General features: G+C 63.4%; 16 protein-coding genes. 12 read left to right on the forward strand and 4 right to left on the reverse strand.

Annotated elements, in window-relative coordinates:
• Position 1 precedes the first annotated feature (1 nt).
• From AC1DHL_RS13855 to AC1DHL_RS13870, 4 genes are read right to left on the reverse strand one after another with little or no spacing between them, the layout of a single operon-like run.
• Positions 2–1,180 carry an FAD-dependent monooxygenase gene (locus AC1DHL_RS13855; protein WP_478162323.1) on the reverse strand — a complete coding sequence of 393 codons (1,179 nt, stop codon included), beginning with the start codon at positions 1,178–1,180 and terminating at the stop codon, positions 2–4.
• A 9-nt stretch (positions 1,181–1,189) separates the two neighbouring features.
• Positions 1,190–1,465: a DUF6587 family protein gene (locus AC1DHL_RS13860; protein WP_478162324.1), complete on the reverse strand. Its 276-nt coding sequence runs from the start codon at positions 1,463–1,465 to the stop codon at positions 1,190–1,192.
• 1 nt (position 1,466) lies between these two features.
• Positions 1,467–3,365 carry a ferrous iron transporter B gene (gene feoB / locus AC1DHL_RS13865; RefSeq protein ID WP_478162325.1) on the reverse strand — a complete coding sequence of 633 codons (1,899 nt, stop codon included), beginning with the start codon at positions 3,363–3,365 and terminating at the stop codon, positions 1,467–1,469.
• Entirely contained in the window at positions 3,358–3,639 is a 282-nt protein-coding gene (locus tag AC1DHL_RS13870) for a FeoA family protein (RefSeq protein WP_478162375.1), read from the reverse strand. Before AC1DHL_RS13870 ends, feoB begins: the two co-directional genes overlap by 8 nt.
• 479 nt (positions 3,640–4,118) lie before the next feature.
• Here AC1DHL_RS13870 and AC1DHL_RS13875 point away from each other — a divergent pair, with 479 nt between their 5' ends.
• The 12 genes from AC1DHL_RS13875 (at position 4,119) to AC1DHL_RS13930 (ending at position 14,997) form a co-directional block, all read left to right on the forward strand.
• A complete protein-coding gene (locus AC1DHL_RS13875; protein ID WP_478162326.1) occupies positions 4,119–4,472 on the forward strand; it encodes a hypothetical protein in 354 nt (117 codons plus the stop codon).
• Complete coding sequence (locus AC1DHL_RS13880) at positions 4,472–5,320, forward strand: VirB8 family type IV secretion system protein (protein WP_478162327.1); 849 nt, start codon at positions 4,472–4,474, stop codon at positions 5,318–5,320. Before AC1DHL_RS13875 ends, AC1DHL_RS13880 begins: the two co-directional genes overlap by 1 nt.
• Positions 5,317–6,084, forward strand: coding sequence for a TrbG/VirB9 family P-type conjugative transfer protein (locus AC1DHL_RS13885; protein WP_478162328.1), 768 nt, complete (start codon positions 5,317–5,319; stop codon positions 6,082–6,084). Before AC1DHL_RS13880 ends, AC1DHL_RS13885 begins: the two co-directional genes overlap by 4 nt.
• Entirely contained in the window at positions 6,081–7,277 is a 1,197-nt protein-coding gene (locus tag AC1DHL_RS13890) for a TrbI/VirB10 family protein (protein WP_478162329.1), read from the forward strand. The genes AC1DHL_RS13885 and AC1DHL_RS13890 overlap by 4 nt, the downstream gene beginning before the upstream one ends.
• A 27-nt stretch (positions 7,278–7,304) precedes the next feature.
• Positions 7,305–8,345, forward strand: a complete 1,041-nt coding sequence (virB11, locus tag AC1DHL_RS13895) for a P-type DNA transfer ATPase VirB11 (RefSeq protein WP_478162330.1) — start codon at positions 7,305–7,307, stop codon at positions 8,343–8,345.
• A gap of 28 nt (positions 8,346–8,373) precedes the next feature.
• Positions 8,374–9,171, forward strand: coding sequence for a lytic transglycosylase domain-containing protein (locus tag AC1DHL_RS13900; RefSeq protein ID WP_478162331.1), 798 nt, complete (start codon positions 8,374–8,376; stop codon positions 9,169–9,171).
• Between the two features lie 87 nt (positions 9,172–9,258).
• Complete coding sequence (locus tag AC1DHL_RS13905) at positions 9,259–9,699, forward strand: TrbC/VirB2 family protein (protein WP_478162332.1); 441 nt, start codon at positions 9,259–9,261, stop codon at positions 9,697–9,699.
• Complete coding sequence (locus AC1DHL_RS13910; RefSeq protein ID WP_478162333.1) at positions 9,692–10,000, forward strand: VirB3 family type IV secretion system protein; 309 nt, start codon at positions 9,692–9,694, stop codon at positions 9,998–10,000. The genes AC1DHL_RS13905 and AC1DHL_RS13910 overlap by 8 nt, the downstream gene beginning before the upstream one ends.
• 2 nt (positions 10,001–10,002) lie before the next feature.
• Positions 10,003–12,465, forward strand: a complete 2,463-nt coding sequence (locus AC1DHL_RS13915; RefSeq protein WP_478162334.1) for a VirB4 family type IV secretion/conjugal transfer ATPase — start codon at positions 10,003–10,005, stop codon at positions 12,463–12,465.
• Positions 12,466–12,514: 49 nt separating this feature from the next.
• Complete coding sequence (locus tag AC1DHL_RS13920) at positions 12,515–13,348, forward strand: hypothetical protein (protein WP_478162335.1); 834 nt, start codon at positions 12,515–12,517, stop codon at positions 13,346–13,348.
• 42 nt (positions 13,349–13,390) lie between these two features.
• Complete coding sequence (locus AC1DHL_RS13925) at positions 13,391–14,500, forward strand: TrbL/VirB6 family protein (protein WP_478162336.1); 1,110 nt, start codon at positions 13,391–13,393, stop codon at positions 14,498–14,500.
• 92 nt (positions 14,501–14,592) lie between these two features.
• A complete protein-coding gene (locus tag AC1DHL_RS13930; RefSeq protein ID WP_478162337.1) occupies positions 14,593–14,997 on the forward strand; it encodes a DUF4189 domain-containing protein in 405 nt (134 codons plus the stop codon).
• The last annotated feature ends 3 nt before the right edge of the window (positions 14,998–15,000 follow it).

Here is a 15,000-nt window from a genome sequence, read left to right on the forward strand (position 1 = left end):
ATCAAGCGTCGTAGAGCCAGGGGACGTCCAGCAGCTTGGCGCCGAGCAAACGCAATGCCGCATCGCGTCCCATGCGCACGAGGCCGGTCGCGTGAAAGATCTCGCCGTTGCGCCGGGCCCGCGCCTGCACATTGGCATTGCGTTCCCAACGCGCGCTGGCGTAACGTGCGAAGGCTGCTGGCACCTCGGCCGCGGTGCCGCCGTCCAGTGCCTCCGCCAGTGCAACGGCGTCCTCGATCGCCATGCCCGCGCCTTGCGCCAGATAGGGCAGCATGGGATGCGCCGCATCGCCGACCAAGGCGACGCGGTCGCCGGCCATCTGACGAGGACTGGTGAGCGGTGGCCGGTCATTGAGCGTCCATGCTCGCCATGAAGGCACCGACTCGAGCAAAGCCTGAAGCTCACCGCAGGTGCGGCCGGTCGCATGTTGCAGCGCCGAGAGGCTGGTTGCTTGATCCCAGTCGCGCGCATCGCCGACGGGTGCCGCCTCGGCGAGCACGACGACGTTGAGCGCGTCGCCTCGGCGAACAGGATAAGCCACCGCATGCAGCCGGGGACCCAACCACACATCGACCCTCGTGCTGCGGAGCGCGGCGGGCAACGCCGACTGGTCGACCATCGCGCGCCATGCCGTATGACCGGTGGCACGGGGCGGTGTCGCGTCTTCGATCACACAGGGGCGCACCGTGCTCCATAGGCCGTCGGCACCAATCAGCGCATCGCCCTCCCACACACGAGCGTCGGTACTGGCCACACAGACGGTGTCGCCGCGCGCAGTCACCTCCGTCACGCGAGCGCCGGTGGTGAGCTTGACGGCGCCGCTCCCGCGCACCGCCGACAGCAGGACCGCGTGCAGATCGGCGCGATGGACGCAGAGATAAGGCGCCGCGTAGTTGTGCAGCATGGCATTTCCGAGCCGCAGCCGGGCGATTTCCTTGCCATCGATCGCGCTCTGAACGACGAGCGCTTCCGGCCTCGCGGCAATGCGCATCAGGCCTTCCGAGACACTGAGTGCCTGCAGTCGCCGCGTCACGTTGGGGCCGAGTTGAATGCCAGCGCCGATTTCTGCAAAGGCGACAGCTTGCTCGAGCAGGTCGATCCGATGGCGCCGGCGCCCCAGCGCGAGCGCACTCGCGAGGCCCGCGATGCCTCCTCCTGCAATCAGGACGTGCGCAGACATCGTGCGGTCTCAGTGCGAGCGCGCGACGCTCGATTTGCTTCCGTCGACCGCCTTGCCGCTCGCCGTCGAGCAACTGCCGCAGCTCTCGCACGAACCGCAGCCCGAGGTCTTGCCAAGCGACGCCGCCAGTTGCTGCGCGCGTTCAGCATCGACAAGGCCCGCGCGCTGCGAGCCGACGGCGACCTTGGCCGCGGCTGCGCGGCGCCAGCTGCCGGGCATCCAGCGCCAAACGGCATAGATCGCGGCGAGTGCGACGATCAGCGCGACGACGATTTGTTGTGTCATCTCATCCTCCTGTGAGCGCCAGGGCCACCCGATAGGTGATCCAGCACGCAATGTAGGCGAGTCCGAACAGGTAGCCGGCCATGATCCATACATAGCGCCAGGAACCCGTCTCGCGCTTGACGGCCGCCAGCGTCGAGATGCATTGTGGCGCGAACACATACCAGACCAACAACGACAGTGCGGTCGCGAGCGACCAACTGCCCGCGATCAGCGGAGCCAACTGCCCCGCAACGTCGTCGCCGGTGGCCGAAAGCGCATAAACCGTACCCAGCGCGCCTACTGCCACCTCGCGCGCCGCCATGCCCGGCACGAGCGCGATCGAGATCTGCCAGTTGAAGCCGATGGGCGCGAAGACGTGCTCCAGGCCACGGCCTATCATTCCGGCCAGGCTGTACTGAATCGCCGGGCCGGTCGCACCTTCGGGCGGGGACGGAAAGGTCGACAGGAACCACAGCAGGATCGTGAGCGTCAGGATGATCGTCCCGACGCGCTGAATGAAGATCCATGCCCGCTCGTAGAGCCCCAGCGCCAGATTTCGCAGGTTGGGCCAGCGGTAGGCCGGCAGTTCCATCATCAGTGGCGAATGCTGCTTGTTGTCGCGGAAGCGCTTCATGACCCAGGCCACGGCCATCGCGGAGACGATGCCGAAGAGATACAGCGCGAACAACACCACACCCTGCAGATTGAACACACCGCCGATGGTGCGCGCCGGAATGAACGCCGCAATCAGCAACGCATAGACCGGCAGACGCGCCGAGCAGGTCATCAGCGGCGCGATCATGATCGTCGTGATCCGGTCGCGCCAGTTGGTGATGGTGCGCGTGGCCATCACGCCAGGAATTGCGCAGGCGAAGCTCGACAAAAGCGGAATGAATGAGCGGCCCGACAGGCCGACGGTGCCCATCAAGCGGTCGAGCAGGAACGCCGCGCGCGGCAGGTAGCCGGAATCTTCCAGGGCCAGGATGAACAAGAACAGGATCAGGATCTGCGGCAGGAACACGATCACCCCGCCGACGCCGGCGATGATGCCGTCGACCAGCAAACTCTGGAGCATTCCTTCCGGCACGTAGTGCTTGATGAACTCGCCGAATGCGGTGGTCGCATCCTTGATGGCGTCCATTGGCACCTCGGCCCAGCTGAACACGGCCTGGAACATCAGGAACATCGTGAGCGCCAGCACCAGCATGCCCCACACCGGATGCATCACGACGCGATCGATGCGGTCGCTGGTCGCCAGGCTGCCCACCGGCTCGTGCACGGCGACGGAGAGAATTCGCCTCACCTCGCGCTGGGTTTCGAGCACGTCGTCGAGTGCCGGGGCCTGCCAGGCGCGCGGCACCGCGGCAGCCACCGGCAGGTCAAGCGCTTCGATGAGGTCCTGTGCGCCGTTGCTGTGCACGCCTACCGTCTCGACCACCGGCACGCCGAGTTCTCGAGCGAGGACGGCGCTGTCGACCACGATGCCCTGCTTCCTGGCCATGTCGGTCATGTTCAGCGCCACCACCATCGGCAGGCCCAGGCGCTTGGCCTCGAGCACGAGCCGCAGGTTGAGACGCAGATTGGTCGCATCGGTCACGCACACAAGCAGCTCGGGGGGCGCCTCCTTGCTCTTGCCCGTGACGACGTCGCGCGTGACGGCCTCGTCGGCGGACAGCGCGTTGAGGCTGTAGGCGCCCGGCAGGTCCAGCACGAAAACGCGGCGACCGGCTGCCGTCCGCAAAGTGCCTTCCTTGCGCTCGACGGTCACGCCCGCGTAGTTGGCGACTTTCTGGCGGCTGCCCGTCAGCAAGTTGAACAACGCCGTCTTGCCGCAGTTGGGATTGCCCAGCAGCGCGATACGCTCCGGCGGGTTCGTCGACACGGCGGCACCAGGCTGGAACGTGAGGGTCGCCTCAACCATGGCCGGCCGCTCCCGGCGTCACGCGAATCAACGATGCCTCGTGACGGCGCAAGGCAAAGGTCGTGTGGCCCAGCCGAACGGCCAGGGGCTCACGACCGGGAACGCCATTGGCGACGATGCACACCGCTTCACCGGGGACGAATCCGATCTCTGTGAGCCGCAAGACCAATTCGCGGTCTTCCGGCGAATCGGGCCGAAGCACGTCGAGCACGGTGGCCCATTGGCGGCTGGGAAGCTGATGGAGGCTGATGGCGGCCAAGGCCGCACCGGTCATTGTGGTCACCCGCGGAATCCGAATCTTCAAAATGAGAATTATTCTCGAAATCGAGGACCAGCGGGCGATTAGGCTGGCGAAGGCCACAAGCATTCATGAATTGGCACAACAACGCGCGCTTTCAGGCCCTTCAGATTCATTTGTCAGAAACGTCTCGAAAGCTCTCGGATGAGTTACTGAAAGATACATTGAAGGCTACACTGCGCCGATAAAAAATCGGTTCAGGGAGTTTCAGTGATACATAGCAACGCTATCGGCCAGCGGTTTTTGGCACGCCTGTCCAATGCCCGGACGGGGCCCGCGAACTTCGCGCTTCGCGGCTTCCATCAGTTCGGCCTTCCTCGTCATCCAGCGATCCAGCCGTGAGCGCGGCTGCGATGACGCGCGCCCTGCGGGGCTGCGCAGCCTTGCCCGTCGTTTTTGTACTTGGCGCATGCGGGACACCTCCGGCACAGGACTACGGCGGCAGTTGGATGCCCGTGAACAGGTTCCAGGACACGCCGGCTGAGATTCCACTGTCTCCGGCCTACACCTTCTACGCCACGCCCATCGATGGAACGCTGAAGACGATGCTCGAGCGATGGGCGACGGACAGCGGCCTGAAGCTCTCCTTCCGCTTGGGCTCCGACTTCGCGCTGTACAAGCCCGTCGCCCGGATCCGCACCACGGATCTCCAGGCGGCGGCATCCGAGCTGAGCGCCGTCTACGCGGCGCAAGGCGTCTCCGTCACGGCTGATAGCAAGCAAATCCTGGTGCAGCCCGCCAGCGATACCCACGTCGATCCAATGCCGACCAACGACCGAGGCGATCCTTGCCAAGCCGGGCTTTGCTGATGTTCAACAAGAATTCCTCCACTCCGAAAATCGACGAGGCCGTTGCCAAGGCCGTCAATTTCGAGCTCACCATTGCCGACATCGCCCGCCGCAGCGAGCGGCGCGCATGGGGCGTGGCAATCAGCGCCATCGCCATGGCGCTGATTCTTGCGGGCGGCTGCTTCTACATGCTGCCGCTCAAGGAAAAAGTGCCGTTCCTCGTCATGGCCGACGCCTACACGGGCACGAGCACCGTCGCCCGCCTCACCGAAGACGTCGTCAACCAGCGGATCACCGCCAGCGAAGCCATCAATCGCAGCAACGTCGCTCATTTCGTGCTGGGGCGAGAGTCGTACGACCTGGCGCTGACAAACCTGCGTGACTGGACCACGGTCCTGACGATGTCATCGCCCGGCGTCGCTGCTGCCTACACGAGCCTGCATTCGTCACTCAACCCGGACAGCCCTTTCAAGACCTACGGCAAGGACCGCGCGATACGCGTGAAGATCTTGAGCATCGTCCTGCTCAACGGCGACGCCAAGGCCACCCCGAGAGGAGCCACGGTGCGCTTCCAGCGCAGTCTCTTCGACAAGCAGACCGGCGCCAGCCGGCCGTTGGACAGCAAGGTCGCGACGATGGAGTTCACCTACAAGCCCAACCTGAAGATGGACGAACAGCACCGGATCGAGAATCCGCTGGGCTTCCAGGTCACAAGCTATCGCGTCGACCAGGATTACGCCTCGGCGCCGCCCGAAGAAATTCCCGTCCCGTCAGCGCCCGATCTCGTCGTTCCGCCGCCGCCAATCGCCGAGCAGGGCGCGACCGCAGCGCCTGCGACAACTGCAAGCGACGGGGCGCAGCGCCGATGAATCCGTCGAATCGATTTTCTCTCGCCGCCGTCGTGTGCGTCGTCGCGGCCATTGCCATGCACAACGCCAGCGCACAGGCGGTGCAGCTCTACGAATACCAAACTGACAGCATCTATCAGGTACGCGCCGGATTGGGCATCACCACGCAGATCGAGCTGAGCCCCAATGAAAAGGTCCTCGACTACAGCACTGGGTTCAGCAACGGCTGGGAGCTGACCCGGCGCGACAACGTCTTCTATCTGAAGCCCAAGAATGTCGACGTCGACACGAACATGTCGATCCGCACGGAGACGCACGCCTACATCTTCGAGTTGAAAGTCGTCGCCACCGATTGGACGACGCTGGAATCCGCGCGCGCCGCTGGCGTCCAGTACAAGATCAGGTTCAGCTATCCGTCCGATGCGAGCTTCTCGAATGAAGTCGTCAAGGCCGAGCGCGCGCCGGAACTCAGCACCTCGCTGGTCAAGGGCCGCACATACAACTTCGACTACGACTACGCGACCCGCAGCACGGGCGCGCCGTGGCTGATCCCCGCGAGCGTCCACGACGACGGGCGATTCACGTACATCAAGCTGAGCGACATGAAGCAGTTCCCTACCGGGAACTTCCCTTCGATCTACATGCGCCAGGCCGAGCACGGCGAAGACTCGGTGGTGAACACCACCGTCGAGGGCAACACCATCGTCGTTCACGGCACCTACCCCTACCTGATCGTTCGCCATGACAGCAACGTCGTGGGCCTCAGAAGGAACACCGTCAAGTGAGCCAGAACGACACTCCGGGGAGCGACAACACCTTCGCGCCCGACAACCCCTATTTCGACCGCTTTCAACAGGCCGATCCCCCCGATCTGGATGCTGCCGCGCCCGAATTGAGGAGCAGCGAGATGCGTCGCATGAACCGACGCGCCCTGGGCTTTCTGGCGGGCATCGTCGTTCTGCTCGCGGCAGCTGCGCTATGGATGTTCGACAGCGTGCTCCAACGCAAGGACGGCCAAAAAAAGCCGCTCGAAGAGACGGTCACCGTCCCTGCGGCGCCACAGCCACACCTGCCGCCGCCTCTTCCCGCGACACGCCAGGCCGAAGCCATAGCGCTCGCACCGCCGCTGCCGGCGCTACCCCCGCAAACCCAGCTGGCCACGACCAGACAGGGGCCGCATCAGCCAAGCTTGATGGAGCGCCGCATGATGTCGGCCGAGAGTTCCGCCGCCATCGGAGTGGGCAGCAACAACGCGCGGCCACCCTCCTCGCCTGCGGCTCAGTCTGCAGGCCCGTTCGGCGGCCCAGGCTCGGAACAGGGCGTCCCGCCCAATAGCGCATATTCGGCGAAGGCACTGGCGCAGACATCCAGCGCCGAGCCACTCATCCGGCCTGACACATTGATGCTGCGCGGAACCTACATCCGCTGCGTGCTCGAGACCCACGTCGTTACCGACATCCCCGGCTTCACTTCGTGCGTCGTCACCGAGCCCGTCTACTCTTTCAGTGGCAAACGCCTGCTGCTGCCCAAGGGTTCCAAGGTGCTCGGCAAGTACAGCACCGAACCGAACGGTCCTCGCGTGGCCGTCATCTGGGACCGCATCGTCACGCCCACCGGCATCGACGTGAACATGGCCAGCCCAGGCGTCGACAGCCTCGGCGGCGCGGGCCATCCAGGCCACCTCGACGAGCATTGGGGGGCGCGTATCGGCTCGGCCATGTTGATCAGCCTCTTCAGCGACGCATTCAAGTACGCGGCCGCCGAATACGGCCCCAGCGGCACGACTGTCGGCAGCGGCGGAGTCGTCGTCCAGTCGCCCTTCGAAAGCTACACGGCCCAGACGCTGCAAAGCCTTGCCACGCAAGCCGTCAGACGCGCGGCCAATCGGCCGGCCACCGTGACCATCCATCAGGGGACCGTCGTGAATGTCTATGTCGCCAAGGACGTGGATTTCAGCGGCGTGGTCGCGCGCTACTGAACCATCGACACGATCGGATTGCACGCCATGACTGACGAACCCGTTGCCGCCGTCTCGAACGAATTCCTGGCCTACCAGTATGAAGTACTGGGCATCCAGGACTACATGACCTCTTCGGAGGTCACCGAAATCTGCATCAACCGACCGGGCGAGCTCTATCTGGAAAGGCGCGACGGCTGGCACCGGAAAGAGGCGCCTGGCCTGACCTTCGCCCGAGCCCTGCAGTTCTGCACCGCCGTCGTCAACGAAAGCAACACAGGCCAGCGCATCACGGACGCCAATCCCGTCGTGTCGCTGACCTTTCCCACCGGCCAGCGCGCTCAGTTCGTCATTCCACCGGCCTGCGAAGCCGGCAACATATCGATCACGATCCGCCTGCCCTCGAAGCAAATGAAAACCCTGGCCCAGTACCAGGAGGACGGCTTCTTCGATCAGATCCTCGAAGAGGGGAACGGCATCGGCGAGCAAGACCGCGAACTGCTCGAACTGCGCGCGGCGCGCCGCTACGCCGACTTCTTCCGGCAGGCCGTTCTCAGCAAGAAGAACATCGTGGTCTCCGGCGCCACTGGCAGCGGCAAGACGACCTTCATGAAATCGCTGGTCAACCACATCCCGGCGGAAGAGCGGCTGGTCACCATCGAAGATGCGCGCGAGCTTTTCATCGACCAGCCCAACGTCGTGCATCTTCTCTACGCCAAGGGCGGCCACAGCACCAGCAACGTCACGGCCAAGAGTTGCATGGAAGCGTGTCTGCGCATGAAGCCCGATCGCATCATCCTCGCGGAGCTGCGCGGCGACGAATCGTTCTACTTCATCCGGAACTGCGCCTCCGGGCATCCCGGCTCCATCACGAGTTGCCACGCCGGCAGCACCGACCAGACCTGGGACCAGCTCGCGCTGATGGTCAAGGCCTCCGCCGAAGGCGCAGGACTGGAATTCGGCACCATCAAGCGCCTGCTGATGATGACCATCGACATCGTGGTGCACATGAAGGCGCACGCCGGGCGTCGCTACCTCACCGGCATCGACTTCAACCCCGGTCGAATGTCCCCCCCGAACACTGCCTAGTCATCGGGCCGCAACGAACAAACAAGAAATGGGAGAGCGCGTTGTGCTGCCTGGAATTGAAATGATGGGCTGCCCGAACCTCGCGGTTCCGGCAACCGTGATGCGCCACGTCGTCGATGTCGAATCGGGCGCCAACCCCTATGCGATCGGCGTTGTGGGCGGACGGCTGTCACGTCAGCCGAAGAGCCTGGACGAAGCGGTGGCAACGGCACGCATGCTGGAGGCCAAGGGATACAACTTTTCCCTCGGCATCGCCCAGGTCAACCGGGCGAACCTCGGGAAGCACGGGCTCGACACGCACGAGAAGGCCTTCGATCCCTGCTCGAACCTGCTGGCCGGCTCCCGCATCCTCGCCGATTGCCACACAAGCGCCGGCGGGCACTGGGGGAAGGCATTCAGTTGCTATTACTCGGGCAACTTCGTGACGGGATTCGAGCACGGCTACGTACAGAAGATCTACGACGCGATCAGCCGCGGCAGCACGGTCGCCGGTACTGGCACCACGGCGGCGGCGATTCCGCTGCGACAGGCCGCACGTTCGGCAGTCTCCTCGTCCATTGGCGCCAAAGGAAGCACGACTGCGCGCGCAACCCGCGCACCTGACCGGATCGCCATGCGCAGCATGACGACGGACCACGAACCAAGCATGCCGATTGCAACCGACACCACGACCGCTGGACCGGTGACCAGCGCAGGCGTCGGCGGCGGATCGAACATCTTCGTGCCGCAGGTGCGCGGCCCGGGCGATTCGCGAGCCACTTCGACAACTCCCGCCGGCCGGACTGGCCAGCGCAACGGAGACCTGGACGGCGCGTTCGTCTTTTGACGGCCCAGGCGATCCGGCTGCGTGACCGCGGCCACCCAAAAAGCGGCGCAGACCGCCTTTTCATCCAACCAGAGAGGAAAACCTGAAATGCAAACTCAACACGTCACCTGCAACCTTGCCCATTCATCCCGACGCGCCCGTCTGCGCTCGCTCCTCGACACGACGCTCGTCGCTGCCCTCCTCGTGCCCGGCCTGGCAGCGGCCCAGGTCGGTGGCTCTGAAGCACTGACCACCACCTGCGGATTCCTCGGGAGCATCCTGAGCCTGCTGAATGCCGCATCGGTCGTGGTCGTCACCATCGCGGTCATCTTTTCGGGCTACCAGATCGCCTTCGCGCACAAGCGCATTTCCGATGTCGCCCCCGTCATGATCGGCGCCATCCTGATCGGCGCGGCGAGCCAGATCGCCAAGATGTTCCTTTCGAGCAGCTCGGGCAGCAACGCCTGCTCTACCGGCACCTCCAGCATCTGGACGCCCACGATGGATCACCTGGCCTCGGCGGTGCAGCTGCTGGCCTCGCATGCTTAAGAACCCGATGTTCCGCGGCTGCACCCGCCCGCCCATGTTCCTGGGCGTGCCCTACGTGCCCTTTTTCATGGGCGCGGGCGGATGCATGTTGCTCGCGATGTACTTCAACCTGTTCTATCTGCTGTTGACCCCGCCGGTGATCTTCGTCATGCGACAGATGGCGCGACGCGACGAAATGATCTTCCGGCTGCTGGGGCTTCGGCTGCAGTTCCGCCTCAGGGCCCGGAACATCCAACAGCACGACGGCATGTGGGTCTTCACGCCCAACAGCTACCGAGGCCAATCCAAGGACGACAGCTGACCATGTCGAAACCGCTATTCAGTCCCGATACAGCCATCGGTGAGTTCGTCTCGCTGTCCACTCACGTCTCGCCGACAGTCATCAAGACCACCGGAGGCGATTTCCTCCTGACCTGGCGTCTGGAGGGCCTGCCATTCGTCGGACGCGAAGAGTGGGAACTCGAGCACCGTCACAACACATTCAACCGGATGCTGCAAACCCTGCGCGCGCCGGATTTCGTCAATGTCGCCTTCTGGGTTCACGACCTGCGCCGCCGCCGCGCCATCACGGACACGAGCCGCTTCGAGCACACGTTCAACCAGTCCCTGTCCGATGCCTACTATGGCGCGCTGTCGGCGCAGAAGCTCATGCAGAACGAGCTGTACCTCACCATGATGTACCGCCCGGTGGTAGGCGGAAAACGCCTCGTCGAAAAATCGAGCGACCTGTCCAGGCTCGAATCCGAACAGCAGCAAGCCATCAGCAAGGTGCACGAGTTGGCCGGCAACGTCGAAGCCGTCCTCAAGGACTACGCACCCACCCGCCTGGGCATGTACGAGACCTCCAACGGCACCGTGTTCTCCGAGACGCTCGAATTCTTCGGCTACCTGCTCAACCACATCGACGAGCCCGTGCCGGTGCTGCAGGCGCCGGTCCACCGCTATCTGGCGGTCAGCCGGCAGCGCTTCTCCGCCAAGACCGGTGCCTTCGTTCTCACCACGCCGGCCGGCGTCAACCACTTCGGCGCCATCCTCAACATCAAGGAATACCCGAGCGGCACCTATCCAGGCATCCTCAACGGACTGAAGTACCTCGATTTCGAGTACGTCATCACGCACTCCTTCAGTCCCATGGGCCGGCACGACGCGCTCAAGGCGCTCGAGCGCACCAAGGGCATGATGATCTCCTCCGGCGACAAAGCCGTCAGCCAGATCGTCGAGATGGACCAGGCCATGGACCAGCTCTCATCCGGCAACTTCGTGCTCGGCGAATACCACTTCACTATCGCCATCTACGCGCCGGACCAGCCGACGCTGACTCAGCACATCGCCACCGCGCGTGCGGAGCTCTCCAATGCCGGCTTCGTGTCGGTCAAGGAAGACCTCGCCGTCACTGCTGCGTTCTATGCGCAGTTCCCTGGCAATTGGAAGTTCCGCACCCGCCTCGCGAATGTCAGCTCGCTGAACTTCCTCGGCCTCTCGCCGCTGCACAACTTCGCCACGGGCAAGAAGCATCGCAACCCATGGGACGAGTGCGTCACCACCTTGCAGACGACCAACGGCCAGCCCTACTACTTCAACTTCCATGCCACGCACCTTGGCGAAAACTCGCTGGGCGAAAAGGCCATCGCCAACACCATGGTGATCGGCAAGTCAGGCACCGGCAAAACGGCGCTGATCAACTTCCTGCTCAGCCAGGTGCAGAAGCTCGAGCCATCGCCGACCATCTTCTTCTTCGACAAGGACCGTGGCGCAGAGATCTTCGTTCGCGCATGCGGGGGCAACTACCTCGCGCTCGAAAACGGCATGCCCACCGGCTTCAATCCCTTCCATTGCGAACGCACGGAAGCGAACGTTCAGTTCCTCTGCGACCTCATCAAGGTCCTGGCCGGCAAGACCGTCTACAGCTCGCGCGAAGAGGAAGACATTTTTCGCGCGGTCGAGAACATGCTCGACACGCCCATGCACCTGCGCAGCATGAGCAACTTCCAGAAGAGCCTCCCCAACATGGGCGACGACGGCATCTTCATTCGCCTGCGCAAGTGGACCGCGGGCAACTCGCTGGGCTGGGTGTTCGACAACCCGGCGGACACCATCGATCTGGATCGCGCCAACATCATCGGCTTCGACTACACCGACATCATCGACAACCCCGAAGTTCGGGTGCCGGTCATCAACTACCTCCTGCACCGGCTCGAAGCCTTGATCGACGGCCGCCGGCTGATCTACGTGATGGACGAATTCTGGAAGATCCTTGCCGGCGAGGGTGGTCTCAAGGAGTTCGCGAAGAACAAGCAGAAGACCATCCGCAAGCAGAACGGCCTGGGCATTTTCGCGACGCAAAGCCCGGAAGACGCGCTCGCCAGCGACATCGCCGCCTCGCTCATCGAGCAGACGGCCACCATGATCCTGCTGCCCAACCCGAATGCGAGCCGCGAGGACTACGTCGACGGCCTGAAGCTCACCGAATCCGAATACCAGGTCGTCGTGAGCCTCGACGAACGCTCGCGCCGCTTTCTCGTCAAGCAAGGGCACATGTCGTCGGTGTGCCAGCTCGACCTTCGCGGCATGGACGATGCGCTGGCAGTCATTTCGGCGTCGACCGACAACATCGAAATCATGCACAGCGTGCTGCGCGAGCGCGCCGCCGCTGAAGGGGTCGCAGTGAATGATCTGCGACCTGACCAGTGGCTCCAGACCTTCTATGGAAGGCGCAAGGGCAGCGGCAAGACACGGCCCGATTCGCGTCGGACGGATGGTCGCTGAACGGTGCCAGACCACGCTGCCTATCGCCCATCCTCCAAGCACAACACCGATGTTCCCTAGTCCCCTCCGAACCCACCGGCCGGCTCGACGTCGCCATCTGCACATCTCGCTGATGCTCGCCTCCGCGCTGTCCGCATCCGTTGCGCATGCGCAATGGTCTGTCGTCGACAAGGAGGCCAACAGGACGCTCAGCGATGCCAACAGCAAGCTCGACGACATCGAGCGCAAGATCGCCAGCACCAACGAGCAGTTGGGCAGCGCCCAAGAGGGTGGCGACGCGAGCATCAACAAGAACCTCGACACGCTCAACAAGCGCTTCGACCTTGACACGTCCAACGCATCACATTCACCCGGTATGCGTGTCGAGGATCCGAAACAGCCTTGGGCCCAGTTGCAACTCGAGCAAGGCGCGGAGCAATGCAACCAGATCGCGGCTTCGCAGCAGGCTTTCTGCATCGAGCTCGTCAGGACCAGGAATGCGCAATACATGTACATGAAGACCATGTATGACAACACTGGTGCGCGCAACAAGCGCTTGACCGACCTGGTAGACGCGCGCGGTCGCCTCGAGGCCTATGACTTCGGCAAGCTCGAAGACAACACCAATCAGATCCTGGCGCTCCAGACCCTCATTGCGCTCGACCGGCAGCAGATGGAATCCGTCAATCACGCCTATCAGGCACGCATCGAGTATCTCAACACCCAGATCACCAGGCAGGCCAACGCGGCGACCAGCGGGATTCCCGTGGACGGGGGTGACCTCAGCGGCGCGATCGGTTCGATCGTGGGCAGTGTGGTCAGCGGCGTCGTGCTGAAGGGTGGCTTGAACATTTCCAGGCATGAGAGCGCTCCGGGCCAGCGAACGCTGAGCATCGAACAGTAGTCGGCACGCACGCCATCTCACGCAAAGCAGGAGCACATGCCCATGGCAGACGCCAGCAATTTCGTCTTCTTCCAACTGATCAACGACTACCTCCGCGACGAGATCAACACCTTCCAGTGGATCCTGCTGACGAGCACGGCCCGGTTGATTGGTGCGATCGGGCTGATGTTGCTCACGGTCTGGATCATGTATCAAGGCTTTCGCATCGTCACGGGGCGCACGCAGCAGCCCATGATGGCGTTGGTGGGTGATGCCCTCAAGGCCACGCTCGTCATCGGCATCGCCACGAGCGCGGCAAGCGCGTCCTCCTCTCTTTACTGGACGCTGACTGATGGCACGGCCAGCGCCATCACCTCGCTGGTTTCGCCGAACTCCGAGAGTCCTTACCAGAGCATCGACAAGAACCTTGCCTACATGCAGGGCATGCTTTCGGCGATCGATACGCTGGCCAGCGGCGGCGATCCTTCCGTGGACAGCGCCAAGGAGAGAGCCAAGTGGTTTTCCGGCATCGGCATTGCCGGCCCGGGCCTGGTTGGCGGATCGATTCTTCTACTCAACAAGATCGCCATAGCCCTGTTCGTGGGGTTCGGGCCGCTGTTCATCGTCTGCCTGTTGTTCGAGCAGACAAAGTCGCTGTTCAGCAAGTGGCTGTTCTATGGCATCGGCACGATGTTCTCGCTGGCAGTCCTCAGCTTCATGGTGGGGCTGGCGAACAACGTGATCCAGTCCGTGGCGGCGGCGTTCCTGACCAAGTACGCGGCGATGCTGGCACTTGGTGGCGCAGGAATGAATGACGAAGGGATCACGTCGATGGCACTGCAGCAGGGCGGCCTGGGCTTGATCCTCACCACGTTGATCGTGAGTGCGCCGCCGATGGCTGCGGCGTTTTTTCAGGGGACGCTGGGAAGCTTCATGTCGTATTCGGCGTTTGGAAGCGTCGGCGCGAGTGGGGCTGCGCGTGATGCGCATGCGCTGGCGCAAGGGCGGGGGCCACAAGTTGGCCTGCCGCTGGGGCAAGGCGCCGCGAACGGCGGCGATCCTGCGTCGTTTCCCAATTCTTCCCAAGGAGGCGCCATGGTCCGAGCCACGCCTCAACCAGATGCAATCAAACAGGGCGTCGCCCGCCTTGGTAACACACGAGGAGTCGTATGAGGCATTCAAGAAACCTTGCTCTGCTAGCCGTTCTAGGCGCAATGTACATACCAACGGCATTCTCGGAGGGCCCATGCCCATCGGGACAGCGAATGGTCGGTCAGCAGGGTGCTCCCGGTGCAGTCTTTCCCATCTGTCAGCCCATCCCTGGCCATGGCAGTTCTCCGCCACAGCCGCGCGAGGTATGGGCCAACCGGTTCGGAGCAATAGCTTTTGACGGAAAGGCGGGCGCCGCAGGCATCGTCGCCGATCAGGACAGTGAATCCAAAGCGCAACAGATGGCGCTGGCAGAGTGCGCGAAGGATGGTGCCCAGGACTGCAAGATCAAGATGTCGTACGGCAACCAATGTGTTGCAGTTGCCTCCAGCGCCAACCGAAGCGGCTTTGCCCGCTCACCGGCTTTGCAGACTGCAGGGACCGAAGCCGTTGCCGCTTGCGGGGAGCCTTCTTGCACAGTCGTCTACAGCGCTTGCAGTCTTCCCGTACGCGTGCGATAGGCC

Source organism: Variovorax sp. 10L426, from assembly GCF_056395305.1.

Bases quoted from the DNA above. Each gene is read 5' to 3' on its own strand.
- AC1DHL_RS13855 (WP_478162323.1), bottom strand. From the start codon at position 1,180: ATGTCTGCGCACGTCCTGATTGCAGGAGGAGGCATCGCGGGCCTCGCG.
- AC1DHL_RS13860 (WP_478162324.1), bottom strand. From the start codon at position 1,465: ATGACACAACAAATCGTCGTCGCGCTGATCGTCGCACTCGCCGCGATC.
- feoB (WP_478162325.1), bottom strand. From the start codon at position 3,365: ATGGTTGAGGCGACCCTCACGTTCCAGCCTGGTGCCGCCGTGTCGACG.
- AC1DHL_RS13870 (WP_478162375.1), bottom strand. From the start codon at position 3,639: ATGACCGGTGCGGCCTTGGCCGCCATCAGCCTCCATCAGCTTCCCAGC.
- AC1DHL_RS13880 (WP_478162327.1), top strand. From the start codon at position 4,472: ATGTTCAACAAGAATTCCTCCACTCCGAAAATCGACGAGGCCGTTGCC.
- AC1DHL_RS13885 (WP_478162328.1), top strand. From the start codon at position 5,317: ATGAATCCGTCGAATCGATTTTCTCTCGCCGCCGTCGTGTGCGTCGTC.
- virB11 (WP_478162330.1), top strand. From the start codon at position 7,305: ATGACTGACGAACCCGTTGCCGCCGTCTCGAACGAATTCCTGGCCTAC.
- AC1DHL_RS13900 (WP_478162331.1), top strand. From the start codon at position 8,374: ATGGGAGAGCGCGTTGTGCTGCCTGGAATTGAAATGATGGGCTGCCCG.
- AC1DHL_RS13905 (WP_478162332.1), top strand. From the start codon at position 9,259: ATGCAAACTCAACACGTCACCTGCAACCTTGCCCATTCATCCCGACGC.
- AC1DHL_RS13910 (WP_478162333.1), top strand. From the start codon at position 9,692: ATGCTTAAGAACCCGATGTTCCGCGGCTGCACCCGCCCGCCCATGTTC.
- AC1DHL_RS13915 (WP_478162334.1), top strand. From the start codon at position 10,003: ATGTCGAAACCGCTATTCAGTCCCGATACAGCCATCGGTGAGTTCGTC.
- AC1DHL_RS13920 (WP_478162335.1), top strand. From the start codon at position 12,515: ATGTTCCCTAGTCCCCTCCGAACCCACCGGCCGGCTCGACGTCGCCAT.
- AC1DHL_RS13925 (WP_478162336.1), top strand. From the start codon at position 13,391: ATGGCAGACGCCAGCAATTTCGTCTTCTTCCAACTGATCAACGACTAC.
- AC1DHL_RS13930 (WP_478162337.1), top strand. From the start codon at position 14,593: ATGGTCGGTCAGCAGGGTGCTCCCGGTGCAGTCTTTCCCATCTGTCAG.